The organism is Novosphingobium aromaticivorans DSM 12444 (assembly GCF_000013325.1).
Lineage (GTDB): Bacteria > Pseudomonadota > Alphaproteobacteria > Sphingomonadales > Sphingomonadaceae > Novosphingobium > Novosphingobium aromaticivorans.
Genome location: NC_007794.1, coordinates 3,154,339 through 3,173,076, shown reverse-complemented (window position 1 = coordinate 3,173,076; position 18,738 = coordinate 3,154,339). Strand labels below are relative to the sequence as shown.

The window sequence follows — 18,738 nt, the reverse complement described above, 5'->3', positions numbered from 1 at the left end:
TTATGGTCCGCCCCGCCCTTTCGCTCCCGACCGGAATTTTGCGATGGGCCGGGTGGGCCGTCGCGCTTCTGGTGATCGTTGCGCTGCGCTCTGCCGCCCATGCCCACGGCGTGGGCGAGGACGACCGCGCCTTCATCGAAGGGGCGGCCGGCATGGCCATCGGCCCCTACATGTATCTCGGCGCCAAGCACATGGTGACCGGATACGACCACCTGCTGTTCCTGGTGGGCGTCATCTTCTTCCTCTACCGGCTGAAGGACGTCGGCACCTACGTCACGCTTTTCGCGATCGGGCACAGCACTACCCTGCTGCTCGGCGTGTTGCTGGACATTCGCGCCAACCCCTACATCGTCGATGCGATCATCGGCTTGTCGGTTGTCTACAAGGCGCTCGACAACCTGGACGGTTTCCGGACCCTGTTCGGGCGGGCACCCAATCCCAAGGCGGCGGTGCTGGTGTTCGGCTTCTTCCATGGCTTTGGCCTTGCCACGAAGCTCCAGGACCTGACGCTTTCGAAGGAGGGCATGGTGCCCAACCTCGTAAGCTTCAATGTCGGGGTGGAGCTGGGGCAGTTCATGGCGCTGGGCGCGATCCTGATCCTGATGAACCTCTGGCGCGCGACCGACAGCTTCCGCCGCAGCGCCATCGCCGCCAATGCCGCGCTGATGTGCGCCGGCCTCGTGCTCGTCGGCTACCAGCTGACCGGCTATGTCACTCAAGCCTGATCCTGGGGGCACCATGAACCAGACCATCGCTGCAAATCCCGTCGGTTCGATCCAGGCATCGCCGGGCGCACTGACAAGGGCCGTCGCGGGCGCCGCCCTGGCGGCCGCCTCGATCCTTGTGCTGTTCGTGCTTCCGGCCGAATACGGCATCGACCCGACCGGTGTGGGGCGGCTGACCGGCATCGCCGGAATGGCGACGGGCGGTGAGCCTGCATCCGCGCCTGCCGCCGGGCCGGTCGATAATGCCACGGCGCCAACCGCAGCCGCGATCCCGTCGAAGACGACGATCGAACGCGCGGGCACGCCGCTGCGCCAGGACGAGATGACGCTCACCCTTGCGCCGCACAGCGGCCAGGAAGTGAAGGCCCACATGACGGCCGGCGACAGCTATGTCTTCGAATGGTCGAGCGAGGGCGGCCCGGTGAAGGCCGACATGCACGGCGAAAAGGCGAACGCCGCCGAGGGCGAGTTCACCAGCTATTGGGAAGAAAAGCAGATGACCGGCGGCAGGGGCAATTTCACCGCCCCGTTCGACGGTACGCACGGCTGGTATTTCCGCAACAAGGGCGAGACGCCGGTGACGGTAAAGGTCCGCACGGTCGGGTTCTACAAGGACCTGTTCCTGCCCAAGGGCGAATGACCGGGCCGCAAGACGAGAGGGGAAGGACCAAACCATGACTACGCTAGCCGCAGAGGCACCACCATTCGCGCCGGCCGCGACCCCCGCCAATCCCGCCGTTGCCAGAACCCGTCTCCTGGCGATCGACGCGCTGCGCGGCCTGGTCATGCTGTTCATGCTGGTCGATCACGTCCGCGAGACGTTCTTCCTGCACCTGCAGGTGACGGACCCGGTCGATGCCAACACGACGGACCCGGGCCTGTTCTTCACGCGCCTGCTGTCCACGTTCTGCGCGCCGACGTTCGTCGCGCTGACGGGCTTGTCGGCATGGCTTTACGGTCAGTCGCACACCAAGAAGGAAGTCAGCGAGTTCCTGTTGAAGCGGGGGCTGTTCCTGATCTTCCTTGAACTCACGGTCATCTGCCTGGCCTGGCCGACGCAGAGCTTCGAGTTTCCGCCGGAGCGCTTCTGGCTTCAGGTGATCTGGGCCATCGGCATCTCGATGGTCGCGCTTTCGGGCCTGATCTACCTGCCGCGCCCCGCACAGTTCGCTGTCGGCCTTGCGATCGTGTGCCTGCACAACCTGCTCGACGGCATCGTCCTGGCGCCCGGCGACAGCGGCTATGCGCTGTGGGCCGTGCTGCACCAGCGCTCGGTCATCGACCTTGGCATGGGGCTTACGGCGAAGACGACTTACCCCGTGCTGCCGTGGATCGGCGTGATCCTGCTTGGCTATGCGTGCGGACCGTGGTTCCGCAAGGGCAGCGATCCGGCGGTCCGCCTGCGGCGCCTGGTCACGCTGGGCGTGGCGATGATCGTGGGCTTCCTCGTGATCCGCTACCTCAACTTCTACGGTGACAAGCCCTGGTTCGTCGCCGAAACCCAGCTGCGCACGGTGATGAGCTTCCTTTCGCTGACCAAGTATCCGCCTTCGCTGCTGTTCCTGCTGCCGACCGTGGGCACCGGCGTGCTGCTGCTGGCACTGTTCGAGAAGTTCCAGGACAGCCCCGCGCTGCCGCACCTCGCCTACCTCGGCGGTGCACCCATGTTCTTCTACATCCTGCACCTCTACGTGCTGAAGGGCATCTATCACGTGGCCCTGGCCATGTACGGCCCGGTCAAGGGCACCGTATTCGGCGTCGACAACCTTTCGACCGTATGGATCTGGGTGTTCCTGCTGATCGTGCCGCTTTACTTGCCGACCCGCTGGTTTGCCGGTGTAAAGCAGCGTCGCAAGGACATCTGGTGGCTCAAGTACCTGTAATTTAGGTCAATCGCAGCATGGCAGGGGGCCGGGAGCAATGCTTCCGGCCCTTTCTGCATGCGCAACCGCCGAAAATGCGGCGATTTGGGGACGGCACAAAACACCTGTGTCACACGGATTTCACAATAATAATCCGTCCGGATGGCCTGCTTCGACGCAACATTCCCGTGCTGGCCCATAGGCTCGACAGCATAACAATAAGACACGCAGGACGGCTCAAAAGTCGATTTCCCTTGCTCTCGATGATACATTATAACATCGTTGCATGGGGAATCTGTGAATGCACATCACAGATGAGGGGTGAAGTTGCGATGATGAAAATGTCCGTATTGAAGGCCGCGCTTGCGGCTGGTGTCGCGATGGGAGTGATGCCGACGATGGCCTGGGCGCAGTCCGCCCCGGCAGAGGAACAGGCCACGCCCGCGACCGATGGACTGGTCGTGATCGGCCAGCGCCAGCAGTATCGTGGCGACGTGCCGCTTTCGGCCCTGCCGCAGAGCGTGCAGGTGCTCGATTCCAAGACTCTGCAGGATCTCAACATTACCCGCTTCGATGCGGCGCTGGAACTGACCAGCGGCATCGCGAAGCAGAACAACTTCGGCGGTCTGTGGGATGCGTTCGCGGTCCGCGGCTTTGCCGGCGACGAGAACTTCCCGTCGGGCTTTCTGGTCAACGGCTTCAACGGCGGTCGCGGCTACGGCGGCCCGCGCGATGCCTCGAACATCGAGAAGATCGAAGTCCTGAAGGGTCCCAACGGCGCCGTGTTCGGTCGTGGCGAGCCGGGCGGTACGATCAACATCATCACCAAGAAGGCGCGCACCGACGAGACCTTCGGGTCGTTTTCGCTCCTCGGCGGTAGCTGGAACAACTTCCGCGTCGAAGCCGACTACAACCTTGCCATCACCGACACGCTCGCGGTCCGTCTCAACGGTGCGGTGCAGGACGGCGACAGCTTCCGCGACACCGTTCACCAGACCAAGTACGTCGCCTCGCCCTCGATCCTGTTCAAGCCCTCCAGCGACACCAGCCTGTCGTACGAGATGGAATTCGTCGACAACAAGGTGCCGTTCGACCGCGGCGTTCTGGCGATCGGTGGCAAGCTTGGCGTCATCCCCAACTCGCGCTTCCTTGGCGAGCCGGGCGACGGTCCGATCCGCGTGAAGGTGCTGGGCCACCAGCTCCAGCTCCAGCAGAAGATCGGCGGCGACTGGTACTTCCTCGCCGGTGTCGGTTACCGCGATACCAGCTTCAACGGCTATGGCACGCAGGCAGAACTCGCCCTTGGCCGCCAGTCGCTCGACAACGACGGCACCAACCTGACTCGCCAGCGCATCCTGCGCGACTACAACACCACCAACACCTCGGTGCGCGGCGAAATCTCTGGCAAGCTGTACACCGGCCCGTTCACGCACCACGTGCTGGTCGGGGCCGACTGGGATCGCTTCCACATCGACGTGCTGCAGAAGCGCTACCGTCCGCCGAGCTATACGCCGGGCAGCGCGTTCACCGCCGCGAACAATGCCATCAACGTGTTCGATCCGGTCTACGGGCAGCTCCCGACGGTGACCGCCGTGCAGCAGAACACCGACGAAGTCCAAAAGGCCTACGGCATCTACTTCCAGGACCAGATCGACATCACCGATCGCCTGAAGGTGCGCGTGGGTGGTCGATTCGACCACTTCGACCAGACCATCCTGAACCGCACGACCAGCAAGCTGTCCAAGGTCACGTTCAAGCAGTTCAGCCCAACGGCCGGCGCGCTGTTCAAGATTACCGAGGATCTTTCGATCTACGGCGGTTACGGCGAGGGCTTCCGTCCGAACAGCGGCGTGGACTTCTTCGGCAACTCCTTCGCGCCGGAACTCAGCAAGTCCTACGAGGTCGGCCTGCGCTTTGCCGCACCTGGTGACGCCATCACCGCGTCGGTCGCTGCCTTCACGATGAAGAAGAACAACATCCTGACCGCCGACCCGAACCCCGATCACACCGGGTCCTCGATCGCCGGTGGCGCCGCGAAGTCTCGCGGCCTGGAGTTCGACGTCACCGCGAACCTGCCGGGCGACATCTCGCTGATCGCCAGCTACGCCTATATCGATGCGTTCTGGACCACGGAATCGTCGGACAAGGACTTCGGCCTGACGATCCAGCCGGGCGACCGCCTGATCAACGTGCCCAAGCATTCGGCCAACGTCGTCCTGACCAAGGGCTTCCTCATCGGCGGACACCGCTTCAGCTTCGGCGGCGGCGTCAACTATGTTGGCAAGCGCCTGGGCGAAACGGCCACGACGTTCGAATTGCCCGGCTACGTTCTCGCCCGCCTCACCGCGAGCTACGAACCCGCCGACAACGTCAAGATCAACGCCGACGTGACCAATCTGTTCGACAAGCAGTACTACGCCGCGTCGTATTCGAAGTTCTGGATCAATCCGGGCGCGCCGCGCGCGTTCAATGTCCGGGCGACCTTCTCGTTCTGACTTGATACCTCATGGGGCTACCGCTCGTCGGTAGCCCCAGTTTCCTTGGGCAGGGACCATGCGCCGCAACGGTTTTCTCGCCTGGCACCGTCGTCTTGCCCTGATCTTCGCGCCTTTGCTGCTGCTTCAGGCGCTGACCGGCGCGGTGCTCGTTTTCCACGACGACCTCGTCGCTCTGATAGATCCGGCTCCTGCTGGCGTTTCCCGGGTTCCGGTCTCCACGCTTGTCGCTTCGGCACAAGCCTCGGGCGGGCGCGTGACCCGTCTTTTCCTTCCCGCCCGCCAGGATGGACCGGCCTTTGCGCAGCTTGCCGAGGGGGACGGCGCGACCCGCTACGCCGTGCTCGATCCCAACTCAGGCCGGGTGATGCGCGAAGGAGGCTTGCTGGCGTTTCCGGTCGAAGCCGCGCTGCAATGGCATTACCGCCTGATGGATGGAGCCACGGGCCTTGCCATCGTCGCCTTGAACGGACTGGCTCTGGTCGTCCTCGCATCGAGCGGTCTCGCCTTCTGGTGGCCGGCAGGCGGACGCTGGAGGAAGTCTCTTTCCGTGAACGCGCGCATGCCCGCGCGGGTCCGTCTGCGGCAATGGCATCGCAGCTTTGGCGTGGTTGCCTCGGCCGTCATTCTGATGAGCGCGGCGACCGGCATTCTCCTTTCGGCGCCCGACGTCTTCGCAGGGGCTGTCGTGCCTTCGCGGCAGGTGCCGCCGCCCCGGCCGCCGGCGCAGATCGATGCTGCCGTGGGCCTTGCACGCTCCGCGTTTCCCCGCAGCGAGTTGCGCGACATCCGCTTCCCGTTGGCCGACCGCATCGACGTCAATCTGAACGCTCCGGAGCGCAATCCCCGCGCCGTTCATGTCGTGACCGTCGCGGTTTCTCAGCCGAAAGTGCTGAAGGCGGTGCCTGCAAATGAAAGCGCTGCGCTGTGGATGACCGTGCTGCCGCTTCACACGGGCGAAGGCTTCGGTCCGCTGGGGCGCTGGTTCGTCCTTGTCGAGGCGCTCGTGCTGGCGGTTCTTTCCATCACCGGCCCCGTCATGTGGTGGCAGGCAAGAAGGCTGCGCAAATGACCATGCTCTATCACGGCCCCGAAGCGCGCGGCGCGATCTGGGCCGATATCTTTGCCCGCAGGCTGCCGGACGTCCCGTTCCGCCGCTGGAGCGAGGATGCCATCGACGCGCCAGCCGTGCGTTTCCTTGCGGCGTGGAATCCGGCGCCCGAATTCGTCGCGCAGTTCCCGAACCTCGAAGTCCTGTTCTGCGTCGGGGCAGGCGTCGACCAGTTGCCGCTTGCGGATCTGCCTCCAAAGGTTCGCGTCGTTCGCATGATCGAGCCGGGCATTTCGGTGGCCATGGCAGAGTATGTCGCGACCGCCTGCCTTGCGCTGCATCGCGACCTGCCGCACTTCGTTGCCGAGCAGCGCGCCGATCGCTGGAGCTACGCCGCTCCCCGTCTCGCCACAGAGCGGCGCGTGGGGGTGATGGGGCTGGGTGAACTCGGCCAGGCCTCGCTCCGGTTGCTGCGGCCACTCGGCTTCCGACTCTCCGGCTGGAGCCGCAGCGCCCATGCTATCGACGGCGTTGAGTGCTTTGCCGGGGCCGAAGCGCTCGACGCATTCCTCGCCCAGGCCGATATCCTGGTCTGTCTCCTGCCGCTGACGTCGGCAACGCGCGGCATTCTCTGCCGCCAGACATTCGAAAAGATGCCTCGTGGTGCCGCGCTGGTGAATGCGGGCCGCGGTGCGCACCTCGTTGCGGAGGATCTCCTCGCCGCCCTGGAATCCGGGCAATTGCGCGCCGCGATGCTCGACGTGACCGATCCGGAGCCGCTGCCGCAAGGCCACGCATTCTATAGTCATCCGGCGATTTTCCTTACGCCCCATGTCGCTGCCGAAACGCGGCCGGAAACCGCGGGCGAGGTGCTTGCCGACAATGTCGCGCGCATCCTGGCGGGCCAGGTGCCGGTCGGCGAAGTGGACCGAGCGAGGGGTTACTGAATGCGCGGCACGTCGTGCCGTGAAATGTCTGCAAAAAGTGCCGGGAGCCGGATCGGGCAACTGCGAACGGATGCAAGTTCCGGCCCGGCGGTGGTGCTATCAATGACAGGAACCGCAGCCATCCGGCGTTGACCGGGGGCGACAGACAGGGATCAATGGCAACCCATGAGCACCGCCGTCTTCACACCCAAGTTCATCAGCTTCGACTGCTACGGCACGCTGACCCGCTTCCGCATGACCGAGATGGCGACGCAATTCTACGCCGACCGTCTTCCCGCCGAGGCGCTGCCTCGGTTCTGCAAGGACTGGTCCGCCTATCGCCTCGACGAAGTGCTGGGCGCCTGGAAGCCCTACCGCGAAGTGATCGCCAATTCGCTTGAACGCACCTCGAAGAAGTGGGGCGTGGAGTTCCGCGAGGAAGAGGCCAGCGCGGTCTATGAAGCTGTGCCGACCTGGGGCCCGCACGAAGACGTTCCGGGCGGCCTGTCGAAGATCTGCGACAAGATCCCGCTCGTCATCCTCTCCAACGCGATGAATTCGCAGATCATGTCGAATGTCGGCATGCTCGGCGCGACGTTCCACCGCGTCTACACCGCCGAGAGCGCGCAGGCATACAAGCCGCGCATGCAGGCCTTCGAATACATGTTCGACCAGCTGGGCATGGGTCCCGAGGTCGGCATGCACGTCTCGTCGAGCTTCCGCTACGACCAGAACACCGCGACCGACCTCGGCTTCGGCTGCCGCGTCTTCGTCGGCCGTGGCCACGAACCCTCGAACGCCAATTACCGCGACGTCGAGATCCCGCACATCGGCGCGCTGCCGGCGGTGGTCGGTCTCTGATCCGATGACGCCGCAGTCCCTCTCCTACTGGCAGGCCAGCACGCCGCCCTTCGCCTCGGGTGAGAAGGCGCGGGTCGAGGGGGACTGCGACGTCGCGATCATCGGGGGCGGCTTCACCGGCCTGTCCGCCGCGCTGGAACTGGCGCGCGGCGGGGCGAGCGTGGTCCTCCTCGAGGCAGGCCGAATTGCCGGAGCCGCTTCGGGTCGCAACGGGGGCCAATGCAACGCGGGCACAGCGCATGACTTCGGCGCCCTGGCCTCCGCGCACGGCGTGGACCTTGCCCGCAAATGGTATCTGGCCCATGTCGACGCGGTCGAGACGGTGGGGCGCATCGCCGCGCGTGAAGGCATCGCTTGCGATTACACCCGCTGCGGCCGGGCCAAGCTTGCGGCAAAGCCGGAACATTTCGCCAAGCTCGAAGCCGCGCACGCGGTGCTGCTGAAGGAAGTCGATCCAAACGTCCTTCTTGTCGGCCCGGGCGAGCTGTCTTCGGAGATCAACGCCCGCGGCTTCCACGGTGCGCTGGTGCAGACGACGAGCGCGCAGCTCCATCCCGGCAAGCTTGGCGTGGGCCTTGGCGAAGCCGCCGTCCGCGCCGGCGCCCGGATCTGGGAAAATGCGCCGGTCGAGGCGATGGAACGTGCGGGCACGGAGTGGAAGCTGTCCACTCCGCGCGGACGGGTAAAGGCACGGCAGGTGCTGGTGGCGACGGGTGGCAACAGTCCCTATCCGCCCTTCGGATGGTTCCGACGCCGCATCGTGACCGTGGGCAGCTTCGTGATCGCGACCGATCCGCTGCCCGCCGACCTTGCCGCCCATCTCTTCCCGACCCGCCGCAACTACGTGACCAGCCGGATTATCGGCAACTACTTCCGCCTGACCGCCGACAACCGCCTCATTTTCGGCGGTCGCGCCCGCTTTGCGCTGTCCAACCCGGCATCCGATGCCAAGTCCGGCCGCATTCTCGAGGCCAAGCTGCGCGAACTGTTTCCCGAACTCGCCGGGGTCGGTATCGCGGCCTGCTGGGGCGGCGCGATCGACCTCACCGCCGATCGCCTGCCGCGCGCGGGAGAGCATGACGGGCTGTTCTATGCCATGGGCTACAGCGGCCATGGCGTGCAAATGGCGACCGCAATGGGCGAGCACATGGCCCGGGTCATGGGCGGCGACGCTTCTGCCAATCCCTTCGCAGATCTGACCTGGCCCGCGATACCGGGACATCTCGGAAAGCCCTGGTTCCTGCCGATGGTAGGCGCCTGGTACCGCCTTCAGGACTGGCTCCACTGATGGATCTTAGCCGCCGTACACTCATCGGTTCCGGCATCGCCGCTGCTGGCACGCTGGTGCTTCCCGCTTTTGCCGGGCCCGTGCGCGCCGGCCCCCGACAGGGTGGTTCGATCCGCGTGGCGATGCAGTCCTCGTCCACTGCCGATACGCTCGACCCCGCCAAGGGCGCGATGGCCACGGACTACGTGCGCCACTTCTGTCTCTATAGCGGTCTCACGCGGATGGAGGCGGACCTGCGCCCGCGCCCTTTCCTTGCCGAGGCACTAGAGACGGCTGACCGGATAACCTGGCACATAGCCCTCAAGCGCGGCGTCCGCTTTGCCGATGGTCGTGAACTGACCAGTGCCGATGTCGTGCATTCGTTGCAGCGCCATCTCGATCCCAAGCTGGGCTCGAAGGTCGCTTCGATCGCCAAGCAGTTCGCCGAAGTGCGCGCCGATGGCCGGCATGGCGTCGTCATCAAGCTGTCCGGGGCCAACGCCGACCTTCCCGCGATCCTCTCGCAGTCGCATTTCCTGATCGTGCCTGCTGGAGAGGACAAGCCCAGTGGCAACGGTTGTGGTCCGTTTCTGCTTGCCGACTTCCGACCCGGCGTGCGCACCGTGGTCACGCGCAATCCCGAATATTGGCGCAACGGCGAGCCCTATCTCGACCGCATCGAGATCATTGCGATTCCCGACGAGATAAGCCGGGTGAATGCGCTGCTTGCTGGCGACGTGCAACTTGTCATCGCGGTTCAGCCGCTATCGACGCGGCGGATCGAGCAGTCGTCGCAGCACGGCATTCTGACCACGCCTTCTCCGCTCTATACTGATCTGGTCATGCGGCAGACCCAGTTGCCAACCGGCAATCCGGACTTCGTGGCGGCGGTCAAGCATCTGATTGACCGGCCGCTGATCAAGCGCGCGCTGTTTCGGGGTTATGCGACCATCGGAAACGACCAGCCGATTCCTCCCTTCCACCCCTATTTCAATCCGGCGGTGCCGCAGACGGTGCTCGATCTGGACCGGGCGAAGTGGCACATCGCGCGTTCGGGGCTGAAGGGCGTGCGGCTGCCGATCTACTGTTCGCCTGCCGCCGCTGGCTCGGTCGACATGGCGTCGGTGTTGCAGGAATATGGCGCGCAGGCAGGTCTCGAATTTGCGGTGAACCGGATGCCGGCCGACGGCTACTGGTCGACGCACTGGATGAAGCACCCCATGAGCTTCGGGAACACCAACCCGCGCCCCACGGCGGACCTCGTGTTCAGTCAGTTCTTCCGTTCGGACGCGGAGTGGAACGAGAGCGGGTGGAAGAACCCGCGCTTCGACGAACTGCTGACGCTGGCCCGTGCCGAGGCCGATGAAGCACGTCGCAAGGAGCTTTATGGCGAGATGCAGCAACTGGTGCATGACCATTGCGGCGTGGCGATTCCGGTATTCATCAACATGCTCGACGGCCACGACCGGCGACTGAAAGGGATGTCTGCAATCCCCCTCGGCGGCCTGATGGGCTATCGCTTTGCCGAATACGCCTGGTGGGACGCGTGATGGCTGGTTCGGCTACATCCGCGCCGAAATCCGCTCTCGTCGGCGTGCTGCCGCTGATCGGCAAGCGCATCGGTTCTGCGTTGCTTACGCTGCTGCTGGTCTCGGCCGTGGTCTTCGCCATTTCGGGGCTCTTGCCGGGCGATGCCGCGCAGGAGACGCTGGGCCAAAGCGCCACGCCCGAACAGGTTGCCGCGCTGCGCCACGAAATGGGCCTCGATCGCCCCGCGCTGACCAGATACGTGGACTGGCTCGGGGGCATCCTGCAAGGCGATCCAGGCCAGTCGCTCGTCGCGAACATGCCCGTGCGCGAGGTGATTTCGGAACGCCTGCCCAATTCGCTGATGCTGGCGGGCTTCACCGCCCTCGTATCGGTGCCGTTGGCGCTGGCGATCGGCGTTGCTTCGGCGATCAATCGTGGCGGACGGCTGGATCGCGTACTCAACGTGATGACGCTGTCCGCCGTCGCGGTGCCGGAATTTCTCGTTGCGACCCTCGGTGTGCTGGTGTTTTCGGTCAAGCTGCTGTGGCTGCCCTCGATCGCACTGGTAAGCGAGGAAGCCAGCCTGTGGGACACGGTGCGTTCCTGCGCCTTGCCGGTGCTGTCGCTCTCGGTCGTGGTGATTGCACAGATGGCGCGGATGACGCGCGCGGCGGTCGCCGACCAGCTTGACCGTCCCTACGTCGAGATGGCGCGCTTGAAGGGCGTGCCGTTCCGCCGCCTCGTGCTGTTTCACGTCCTGCCAAATGCCGTTGGCCCCATCGTCAACGCCGTTGCCCTTTCGCTATCCTACCTGCTGGGCGGGGCGATAATCGTCGAGACGATCTTCAATTTCCCCGGCCTTGCCAGTCTCATGGTCAATGCCGTTACCAGCCGCGACATGCCGCTGCTCCAGGCCTGCGCAATGATTTTCTGTGCGATCTATCTTGCGCTGGTGCTGCTGGCCGACGTCGTGGCGATCCTCGCCAATCCAAGGCTGCGTGCGCAATGAGCCGGTTTACATCCTTCTTCCGGGACCTGCCGCTTTCCGGCCGTATCGGCCTGGGCCTGGTGCTGTTCTGGCTGGCGGTGGCGCTGGTGGGACCGGCATTGGCCCCGCATCCGGTTGGGGCATTCGTGGACTACGACGTATTCTCCGGTTCCTCGGCTCGCTTCCCGCTGGGCAGCGATTACCTCGGTCGCGACGTGTTGAGCCGCCTGCTCTGGGGTGCGCGCTATACCGTGTTCCTGGGGGCAGGGGCCGCCCTGCTGGCGTGTCTCGTCGGGACCACGCTGGCGCTCACAGCCGCCGTGTGCGGTGGATGGGTGGACGAGGTGCTGTCGCGGGCGATGGACACGCTGATCTCGATTCCGTCCAAGATCTTCGCGTTGGTCATGGTGGCGGCATTCGGCTCCTCCCTATTCCTGCTGCTGACCATCACGGCGGTCACCTACGTCCCCGGAAATTTCCGCATCGCGCGTGCGCTGGCGGTCAACGTGGTCTCGTTCGATTTCGTGACCGTGGCCCGGGCGCGGGGCGAGGGGCGGCTGCACCTTGCCCTGCGTGAAGTCTTGCCGAACATGATCCATCCGCTGCTCGCCGATTTCGGCCTGCGCTTCGTGTTCATCGTGCTGCTCCTGTCCGGCCTGTCGTTCCTCGGCCTTGGCGTGCAGCCACCTCATGCGGATCTCGGCTCGTTGGTGCGCGAAAACATGTCCGGGCTGATCGACGGGGCGCCGGCCATCATTGTCCCGGCCATCGCCATCGCCACGCTGACCGTCGGCGCCAACCTGCTGATCGATGCGCTCAAGCCCGTGGAGAAGAAGGGATGAGCGCGCATGTCGAAGTCCGCAATCTGCGCATCGGCGTTGGCGACAAGGCCATCGTCGACGGCGTCTCGTTCGAGATCCCGCGGGGCGAAGTTCTTGCGCTGATTGGCGAATCCGGCTCCGGCAAGACTACGATCGCCCTTTCGCTGATGGGTCATGCCCGTTTTGGTGCGAAGATCGAGGGCGAGATCCGCCTTGGCGATACCCGCATCGACCAACTCGATGAAGCGGGTCTCCAGGCCTTGCGTGGGCGGCGCGTCGCTTACGTCGCGCAAAGCGCCGCGTCCGCGTTCAACCCCTCGCTCACGATCATGACACAAGTGACCGAGCCCTTGCTCGTGCACGGCCTTGCGACGAGGGCGGAAGCTGAGGCCAAGGCCGTGGCCTTGTTCAAGGCGCTTGCGCTGCCGCATGCCGAAACCATCGGTGCTCGCTATCCGCACCAGCTTTCGGGCGGCCAGCTCCAGCGGCTGATGGCGGCTATGGCGCTGATCACCGGCCCGGAACTCGTCATCCTCGACGAACCCACCACAGCCCTTGACGTGACCACGCAGGTCGAAGTCCTGAGGGCATTCAAGGCCGCAATCGGCGCGGTCGGGGCAACCGCGATCTACGTCAGTCACGACCTTGCCGTCGTCGCGCAGATGGCCGACCGGATTCTCGTGCTGAACCAGGGGCAGACGCGCGAACAGGGCGCGGCGGAGCAGATCCTCCACGCCCCGCAGGACGACTATACCCGCACGCTGATGGCGGCCGCGCGTCCCCACGCTCGCACCGCCCCCGCGAGGGTTGCCGATGTGCCGTTGCTGCGCGTCGAAGGCGTCCACGCCGCCTATGGCAAGGTGCCTGTGCTGCGCGACATCTCGCTCAACCTGGCGAAAGGCGCGACGCTTGGCGTGATCGGCGAAAGCGGGTCGGGAAAGTCGACCCTTGCCCGCGTGATCGCCGGTCTCCTGCCGCGCAGTGCCGGTTCGGTCAGCGTCGATGGCGAAGAGCTGCCGCGCGGTCTCGACGGCCGCAGCCGCGAGCAGTTCCGGCGCGTGCAGCTTGTCTTCCAGAATGCCGACACGGCGCTGAACCCGGTCCATACCGTCGGCCAGACGCTGGCGCGGCCGCTGGCGTTCTATCATGGTCTCACTGGCGCCGAAGGCAGGGCGGAAGTTGCGCGTCTGCTCGATCTGATTCGCCTGCCCGCCGCTTTCGCCGACCGCAATGTCCGCCAGCTCTCCGGCGGCCAGAAGCAGCGCGTCAATCTTGCCCGGGCTCTCGCCGCGCGGCCCGACGTGCTGTTGTGCGACGAGGTCACGTCCGCGCTGGATACCGTCGTGGGCGCGGCGATCCTCGAACTGATCGACGAACTGCGCCGGGATCTCGGCATCGCCACCGTGTTCATCAGCCACGACATTTCGACCGTCCGTGCCTTTTGCGACAAGGTGCTGGTGCTTTATGGCGGCACGGCCGTGGAGCAGGCCGATGCCGCAGCTTTCGCGCGCGGCCCGCACCATCCCTACACGACGCTGCTCATGGATTCGGTGCCCGAGATGCGTGCCGGCTGGCTGGAGCAGGCCGGAGCCCGCCCCGCGGCGCTGGCAGCATCTGACCTCGACGGGCTCTGCCGCTTCCTGGGACGATGTCCCGTCGCCATTTCCGGCGCGTGCGACCGCCAGGCCCCGCCCGCGCGGACAGGAGACGGTCTTGCGCTGCTTTGCCATCACGACTTTGAACGACTGGGGGAATTGACCGCATGACCGGCCGCTTCCGCCGCCTCGACGAAACCGGTCGCGCTTCGGTGCGGCTCGCCGTCGATGGCGAGGAGATAACCGCCCTCGAGGGCGACACGCTGATGGTCGCCATGCTGGCAAGCGGGCTCGCGCTGCGCAGCGCCGAGTTCGGGCCCGAGCGCCGCGCCGGTTTCTGCCTCATGGGCGCGTGTCAGGATTGCTGGGTGCGCGACAAGGCCGGAAACCGCCTGCGCGCCTGCTCCACCCCCGTCGCCGCCGGGATGAGCATCACCACCCAGCCGCTCCCGGCCGATTGGTCGGTGGCGCCATGAGCGGGGACGTCATCGTCATCGGTGCCGGTCCCGCTGGCGTCCGCGCTGCCGAGGCGCTCGCCCGGGCTGGCATCCGCCCCGTGGTGATCGATGAGGGGCGCAGGTCGGGCGGCCAGATCTATCGCCGCCAACCCGAAGGCTTCACGCGCAGCTACGAGACCCTCTACGGCACCGAAGCGGCGCGCGCGCTTGCAGTCCACCGGTCTTTCGAGACGCTCGAGGCTGAAGGCCGCATCGACTATCGCCCCGAAACGCTGGTGTGGAACGTGGCGGAAGGCCAGGTCTGGGCTGCGCGCGAGGGCGAGACCGCCGCGATCCCCTACAAGGCCCTGGTCGTCTGTTCCGGCGCGACCGACCGGCTCGCGCCAGTGCCAGGCTGGCAGCTTGCGGGATGCTATTCACTCGGCGGTTCGCAGGTGGCGCTCAAGAGCCAGGCCTGCGCGATCGGCGGGGCGGTCGTGTTCATGGGCACGGGCCCGCTGCTATACCTCGTCGCCTCGCAGTACGTGAAGGCGGGAGCGAATGTCGTCGCCGTGCTCGATACCTCGCCCTTGCTCGCGCGGGCGAAGGCGCTGCCCAAGCTGGCGGAACAGCCCGACCTGTTGTGGCAGGGCATGAAGCTGACGCTCGGCCTGAAGCGGGCGGGGGTTACCGTCCTTGCGGGCGTGACCCCGGTCGAGATCGAGGGCGACCCCGAAACCGGCGTCTCGGGCCTCGCCATCCGCACCGCCGGGGGCGCACTGCGGCATTTCGAATGCGATGCGGTGGCAATGGGCTGGCACCTGCGGCCCGAGACCCAGATAGCCGACCTGGCGCGCGCCAGCTTCGCGTTCGACGCGCGCACGCGTCAATGGCTTCCGGAAACGGATGCCGATGGCCGCGCGAGCGTGCCCGGCCTGTACCTTGCCGGCGACGGCGCCCGAATCCTCGGCGCGCGTTCGGCCGAGGTGACCGGCGAACTGGCCGCGCTCGCAGCGCTCGCCGACATGGGCCATGCGGTCGATCAGGACCGGCGCCGCCATCTCCTTGGTGAAAAGGCGCGCTACGCCCGCTTCGCCGCCGGCCTTGCCCAGGCCTTCCCCTGGCCGCATCAGTATGTGGCCGATACCGCTGACGGCACAGTCGTATGCCGTTGCGAGGGCGTGACCGCCGCGACCCTGCGCGCCAGCGTCTCCACCTGCCATGCGGTTGAAACGAACCGCGCCAAGGCCTTCAGCCGCGTGGGCATGGGGCGCTGCCAGGGCCGCTACTGCGGCAACGCCTCGGCCGAGATCGTCTCGGCCCTGCGCGGCGAGCCGGTCGAGTGCGCCGGACGCCTTCGCGGGCAGGCGCCGGTCAAGCCCATTCCCGTCGCCACGGCGAGGACCGACACATGACCGCTCCCGAAATCACTGCCGACGTCGCCATCATCGGCGGCGGGTTGATGGGCTGCTCGGCCGCTTTCTTCCTGCGCCAGCGGGGGCTGTCTGTCGTCCTGCTCGAAACCGACAAGGTTGGCCGCCAGGCCAGCGGCACCAACTTCGGCAACGTCCGTCGCCAGGGCCGTCCCATCTTCCAGCTCCCGCTCGCCAACCGCGCAAGCCGCATATGGCGGCAGGCCAACGAACTGCTGGGAAGCGATGTCGAGTATCTGCAGAACGGCCACATCCGCGTCTGCTTCCGCGAGCGGCCGGAAAACGTCGGCAAGATGGAGGAATACGCGGCCCAGGCGCGAGAGGAGGGGCTCGATCTCGAACTCCTTTCGGGCAACGTGCTGCGCGAACGCTTCCCCTTTCTAGGCCCTGACGTCATCGCCGGCTCCCACTCTGCGCTCGACGGGCACGCCAACCCCCGACTTGCCGCTCCGGCCTTTGCCCGCGCCGCGATGAAGCTGGGCGCGCACGTGGTCGAGGACACCCGTATCGTCCACGCCGCCAAGATCGGCGAGGACTTCGTGCTCGAGGCTGCCGACGGTCGCCGCTTCCGCGCGCCGACGCTGCTCGTCACCGCGGGGGCGTGGGCGGGCAAGATCGTCTGCCAGTTCGACGAGCCGGTGAAGCTCACGCCGCGCGCGCCCACGATGAGCGTGACCGAGCCGGTGCCCTACTCGATCCTCCCCGCGGTGGGCGTGATGACGCCTGATGAGGTGGAGACGGTCTATTTCCGCCAGGTCGCGCGCGGCAACGTGATCCTCGGCGGATCGACCCGTGCGCCATCCTACCCGGATGAGTACCGCTCCTACGTCATGCCGCAGAATACGATGACCCAGTTCCAGCACTTGCGCCGCCTCGCGCCGGCGCTGGCGAACCTTCAGGTCATCCGGGTCTGGAGCGGCATCGAGGGCTATACCGACGATGGCCAGCCGGTGATGGGCCCCAGCGCCACGGTGCCGGGCCTGTTCTACGCGTTCGGCTTCTCGGGTTCGGGCTTCCAGATCGGTCCGGGCGTGGGCGAGACGATGGCTGAAGTCATTGCCACCGGCCACACCGACATTCCGCTCGATCCCTACTCGATCAAGCGCTTCGCCTGATGCGGCGGCCCCGTTCTCCAGAGGGATGAACGGGGCGCGCTTGTTCAGATCTGGATCAGCGCCGTCTTCACCTTGCACGATCCGAGATAGGCTTCGCGGCCAAGATCCTTGCCCACGCCGGACTGCTTGAAGCCGCCGGTCGGCAGGATGAAGTCATCCGAGCGGCCATATCGGTTGACCCAGACCGTCCCCGCCTCAAGGGCGCGCACCGCCCGCAGCGCGCGGGAGATGTCCGTTGTGTGGACGCCGGCGGCAAGGCCATAGCGCGTGCCATTGGCGAGCGCGAAGGCCTCGTCTTCGTCGGCGAAGGATTGCACTGTCAGCACCGGTCCGAAGATCTCGCCCTGTACGGCCTCGTTGTCGTCGCTCATGCCGGCAAGCAAAGTGGGCTGGTAATAGCTGCCCGACTGCGGCGACACGGCCCGCGCGCCGCCGGTCACCGCCTCGGCACCGGCCGCGCGGGCGCGCTGGACGATGCCGTCGATCGTCGCCAGCTGGCCTTCCGAAATGATGGGCCCCATCGTCGTGGCGGCGTCCCACGTTGTTCCCAGACGATGGGCTTCGAACGCGGTGGTCAGGCGTTCGACCACTTCGTCGCGCGCCTTCTCGTGGACCAGGAGGCGCGATCCCGCCACGCAGACCTGCCCGGAGTTGAGCGTGATCGCGCGGGCGACCAGCGCGCTCGCCTTGGCAAGGTCGGCGTCGGCAAAGACGATCTGCGGGCTCTTTCCGCCCAGTTCCAGCGTGGAGGGCTTGGGCCCGGTCATGGCGCAGGCGGCCATGATCGCCTGCCCGGTACGGGTCGAGCCGGTGAAGCTTACCTTCGCGATGCGTTCGTGCCGCACCAGCGCGTCGCCGATGTCGCCCCCGCCGCCCTGCACGACGTTGAATACCCCGGCCGGAATGCCGGCGGCGACCGCCAGTTCGGCAAGGCGCACGACCGAGAACGGGGTCAGCTCGGAAGGCTTGAGGACGACGGCATTTCCTGCTGCCAGGGCCGGCCCCAGTTTCCATGCCGCCATCACCAAAGGCAGGTTCCACGGCGCGATGGCGCCGATCACGCCATATGGCTCGGTCAGCGTGAAGCCCAGCTTGTCCGGCGTGGTCGCGGCGATCTCGCCGCCGTGCTTGTCGGCGAACTCGGCGAAGAAGCGGATGCATTCCGCGGTATAGGGCAGGTCCCAGGCGCGGACTTCGGCAAGCGTGCGGCTCGATCCGACCGCCTCGAGCGGCACCAGCGTTTCGGCGTCGGCCTCGATCAGGTCCGCCCAGCGGCGCAGCAGCTTCATTCGCCCGCGCGGTTCCATGGCGCCCCACCCGCTGGCCTTCTGCGCCATCGCGGCATTCTCCACCGCTGCGCAAAGCTGCTGCTCGTCCGCCGCGCGCAATTCGCCAAGCAACTGGCCGTCAGAGGGCCGCAGGACCTCGAAGCTGCGACCGCGCCCGACGACTGCTTCGCCGCCGATGAAATTGGCGGCCAGCGCAGGGCGAATGGAGTCGGGATCGAACGCGGTCATCGTGGTATCCGTCTTGCTGGTGATTGGCGGCAGTCTATGCCGCGCTTCGCGCAATGGGAGCGACGAAGCCCGGCGCAGATGCGCGATAATCTTCCAAAATATCTGGAAAACCGGC

16 protein-coding genes are annotated in these 18,738 nt (G+C 66.1%); 15 read left to right on the top strand and 1 reads right to left on the bottom strand.

The features are described 5' to 3' along the window. Positions 1-2: 2 nt before the first annotated feature. The 15 genes from SARO_RS14970 to SARO_RS14900 all read left to right on the top strand — a co-directional run bounded on the left by SARO_RS14970 (position 3) and on the right by SARO_RS14900 (position 17,106). Positions 3-725 (top strand): HupE/UreJ family protein, encoded by a 723-nt coding sequence (locus SARO_RS14970; RefSeq protein ID WP_011446592.1) that lies wholly within the window; start codon positions 3-5, stop codon positions 723-725. 13 nt (positions 726-738) lie between these two features. Then, complete coding sequence (locus tag SARO_RS14965) at positions 739-1,365, top strand: hypothetical protein (RefSeq protein WP_011446591.1); 627 nt, start codon at positions 739-741, stop codon at positions 1,363-1,365. A 34-nt stretch (positions 1,366-1,399) separates the two neighbouring features. Beyond that, the gene (locus SARO_RS14960; RefSeq protein ID WP_011446590.1) at positions 1,400-2,608 is read left to right on the top strand and encodes a DUF1624 domain-containing protein; all 1,209 of its coding nucleotides are present in this window, start codon (positions 1,400-1,402) and stop codon (positions 2,606-2,608) included. 320 nt (positions 2,609-2,928) lie between these two features. Further along, entirely contained in the window at positions 2,929-5,082 is a 2,154-nt protein-coding gene (locus SARO_RS14955) for a TonB-dependent siderophore receptor (RefSeq protein WP_234007366.1), read from the top strand. A 58-nt stretch (positions 5,083-5,140) separates the two neighbouring features. Then, positions 5,141-6,154, top strand: coding sequence for a PepSY-associated TM helix domain-containing protein (locus SARO_RS14950; protein WP_011446588.1), 1,014 nt, complete (start codon positions 5,141-5,143; stop codon positions 6,152-6,154). Further along, positions 6,151-7,080: a 2-hydroxyacid dehydrogenase gene (locus tag SARO_RS14945; RefSeq protein ID WP_011446587.1), complete on the top strand. Its 930-nt coding sequence runs from the start codon at positions 6,151-6,153 to the stop codon at positions 7,078-7,080. Before SARO_RS14950 ends, SARO_RS14945 begins: the two co-directional genes overlap by 4 nt. 165 nt (positions 7,081-7,245) lie before the next feature. Further along, on the top strand, positions 7,246-7,920 hold the full coding sequence (locus SARO_RS21370) for a haloacid dehalogenase type II (protein WP_011446586.1): 675 nt from the start codon (positions 7,246-7,248) through the stop codon (positions 7,918-7,920). Positions 7,921-7,924: 4 nt separating this feature from the next. Further along, a complete protein-coding gene (locus SARO_RS14935; protein ID WP_011446585.1) occupies positions 7,925-9,208 on the top strand; it encodes an NAD(P)/FAD-dependent oxidoreductase in 1,284 nt (427 codons plus the stop codon). Continuing rightward, the gene (locus tag SARO_RS14930; protein ID WP_011446584.1) at positions 9,208-10,737 is read left to right on the top strand and encodes an ABC transporter substrate-binding protein; all 1,530 of its coding nucleotides are present in this window, start codon (positions 9,208-9,210) and stop codon (positions 10,735-10,737) included. The genes SARO_RS14935 and SARO_RS14930 overlap by 1 nt, the downstream gene beginning before the upstream one ends. Further along, positions 10,737-11,726 carry an ABC transporter permease gene (locus SARO_RS14925; protein WP_011446583.1) on the top strand — a complete coding sequence of 330 codons (990 nt, stop codon included), beginning with the start codon at positions 10,737-10,739 and terminating at the stop codon, positions 11,724-11,726. The genes SARO_RS14930 and SARO_RS14925 overlap by 1 nt, the downstream gene beginning before the upstream one ends. After that, positions 11,723-12,547: an ABC transporter permease gene (locus SARO_RS14920; protein ID WP_011446582.1), complete on the top strand. Its 825-nt coding sequence runs from the start codon at positions 11,723-11,725 to the stop codon at positions 12,545-12,547. Before SARO_RS14925 ends, SARO_RS14920 begins: the two co-directional genes overlap by 4 nt. After that, the gene (locus SARO_RS14915) at positions 12,544-14,292 is read left to right on the top strand and encodes an ABC transporter ATP-binding protein (RefSeq protein WP_011446581.1); all 1,749 of its coding nucleotides are present in this window, start codon (positions 12,544-12,546) and stop codon (positions 14,290-14,292) included. The genes SARO_RS14920 and SARO_RS14915 overlap by 4 nt, the downstream gene beginning before the upstream one ends. Next, entirely contained in the window at positions 14,289-14,597 is a 309-nt protein-coding gene (locus tag SARO_RS14910; protein ID WP_011446580.1) for a (2Fe-2S)-binding protein, read from the top strand. The genes SARO_RS14915 and SARO_RS14910 overlap by 4 nt, the downstream gene beginning before the upstream one ends. Continuing rightward, positions 14,594-15,973, top strand: coding sequence for an NAD(P)/FAD-dependent oxidoreductase (locus SARO_RS14905; RefSeq protein WP_011446579.1), 1,380 nt, complete (start codon positions 14,594-14,596; stop codon positions 15,971-15,973). The genes SARO_RS14910 and SARO_RS14905 overlap by 4 nt, the downstream gene beginning before the upstream one ends. Further along, on the top strand, positions 15,970-17,106 hold the full coding sequence (locus SARO_RS14900) for an NAD(P)/FAD-dependent oxidoreductase (protein ID WP_011446578.1): 1,137 nt from the start codon (positions 15,970-15,972) through the stop codon (positions 17,104-17,106). Before SARO_RS14905 ends, SARO_RS14900 begins: the two co-directional genes overlap by 4 nt. A gap of 44 nt (positions 17,107-17,150) precedes the next feature. Here SARO_RS14900 and SARO_RS14895 read toward each other — a convergent pair whose 3' ends face one another. Further along, positions 17,151-18,623, bottom strand: coding sequence for an aldehyde dehydrogenase family protein (locus tag SARO_RS14895; protein WP_011446577.1), 1,473 nt, complete (start codon positions 18,621-18,623; stop codon positions 17,151-17,153). Positions 18,624-18,738 lie beyond the last annotated feature (115 nt).

Bases quoted from the DNA above. Each gene is read 5' to 3' on its own strand.
- SARO_RS14970 (WP_011446592.1), top strand. From the start codon at position 3: ATGGTCCGCCCCGCCCTTTCGCTCCCGACCGGAATTTTGCGATGGGCC.
- SARO_RS14965 (WP_011446591.1), top strand. From the start codon at position 739: ATGAACCAGACCATCGCTGCAAATCCCGTCGGTTCGATCCAGGCATCG.
- SARO_RS14960 (WP_011446590.1), top strand. From the start codon at position 1,400: ATGACTACGCTAGCCGCAGAGGCACCACCATTCGCGCCGGCCGCGACC.
- SARO_RS14955 (WP_234007366.1), top strand. From the start codon at position 2,929: ATGTCCGTATTGAAGGCCGCGCTTGCGGCTGGTGTCGCGATGGGAGTG.
- SARO_RS14950 (WP_011446588.1), top strand. From the start codon at position 5,141: ATGCGCCGCAACGGTTTTCTCGCCTGGCACCGTCGTCTTGCCCTGATC.
- SARO_RS14945 (WP_011446587.1), top strand. From the start codon at position 6,151: ATGACCATGCTCTATCACGGCCCCGAAGCGCGCGGCGCGATCTGGGCC.
- SARO_RS21370 (WP_011446586.1), top strand. From the start codon at position 7,246: ATGAGCACCGCCGTCTTCACACCCAAGTTCATCAGCTTCGACTGCTAC.
- SARO_RS14935 (WP_011446585.1), top strand. From the start codon at position 7,925: ATGACGCCGCAGTCCCTCTCCTACTGGCAGGCCAGCACGCCGCCCTTC.
- SARO_RS14930 (WP_011446584.1), top strand. From the start codon at position 9,208: ATGGATCTTAGCCGCCGTACACTCATCGGTTCCGGCATCGCCGCTGCT.
- SARO_RS14925 (WP_011446583.1), top strand. From the start codon at position 10,737: ATGGCTGGTTCGGCTACATCCGCGCCGAAATCCGCTCTCGTCGGCGTG.
- SARO_RS14920 (WP_011446582.1), top strand. From the start codon at position 11,723: ATGAGCCGGTTTACATCCTTCTTCCGGGACCTGCCGCTTTCCGGCCGT.
- SARO_RS14915 (WP_011446581.1), top strand. From the start codon at position 12,544: ATGAGCGCGCATGTCGAAGTCCGCAATCTGCGCATCGGCGTTGGCGAC.
- SARO_RS14910 (WP_011446580.1), top strand. From the start codon at position 14,289: ATGACCGGCCGCTTCCGCCGCCTCGACGAAACCGGTCGCGCTTCGGTG.
- SARO_RS14905 (WP_011446579.1), top strand. From the start codon at position 14,594: ATGAGCGGGGACGTCATCGTCATCGGTGCCGGTCCCGCTGGCGTCCGC.
- SARO_RS14900 (WP_011446578.1), top strand. From the start codon at position 15,970: ATGACCGCTCCCGAAATCACTGCCGACGTCGCCATCATCGGCGGCGGG.
- SARO_RS14895 (WP_011446577.1), bottom strand. From the start codon at position 18,623: ATGACCGCGTTCGATCCCGACTCCATTCGCCCTGCGCTGGCCGCCAAT.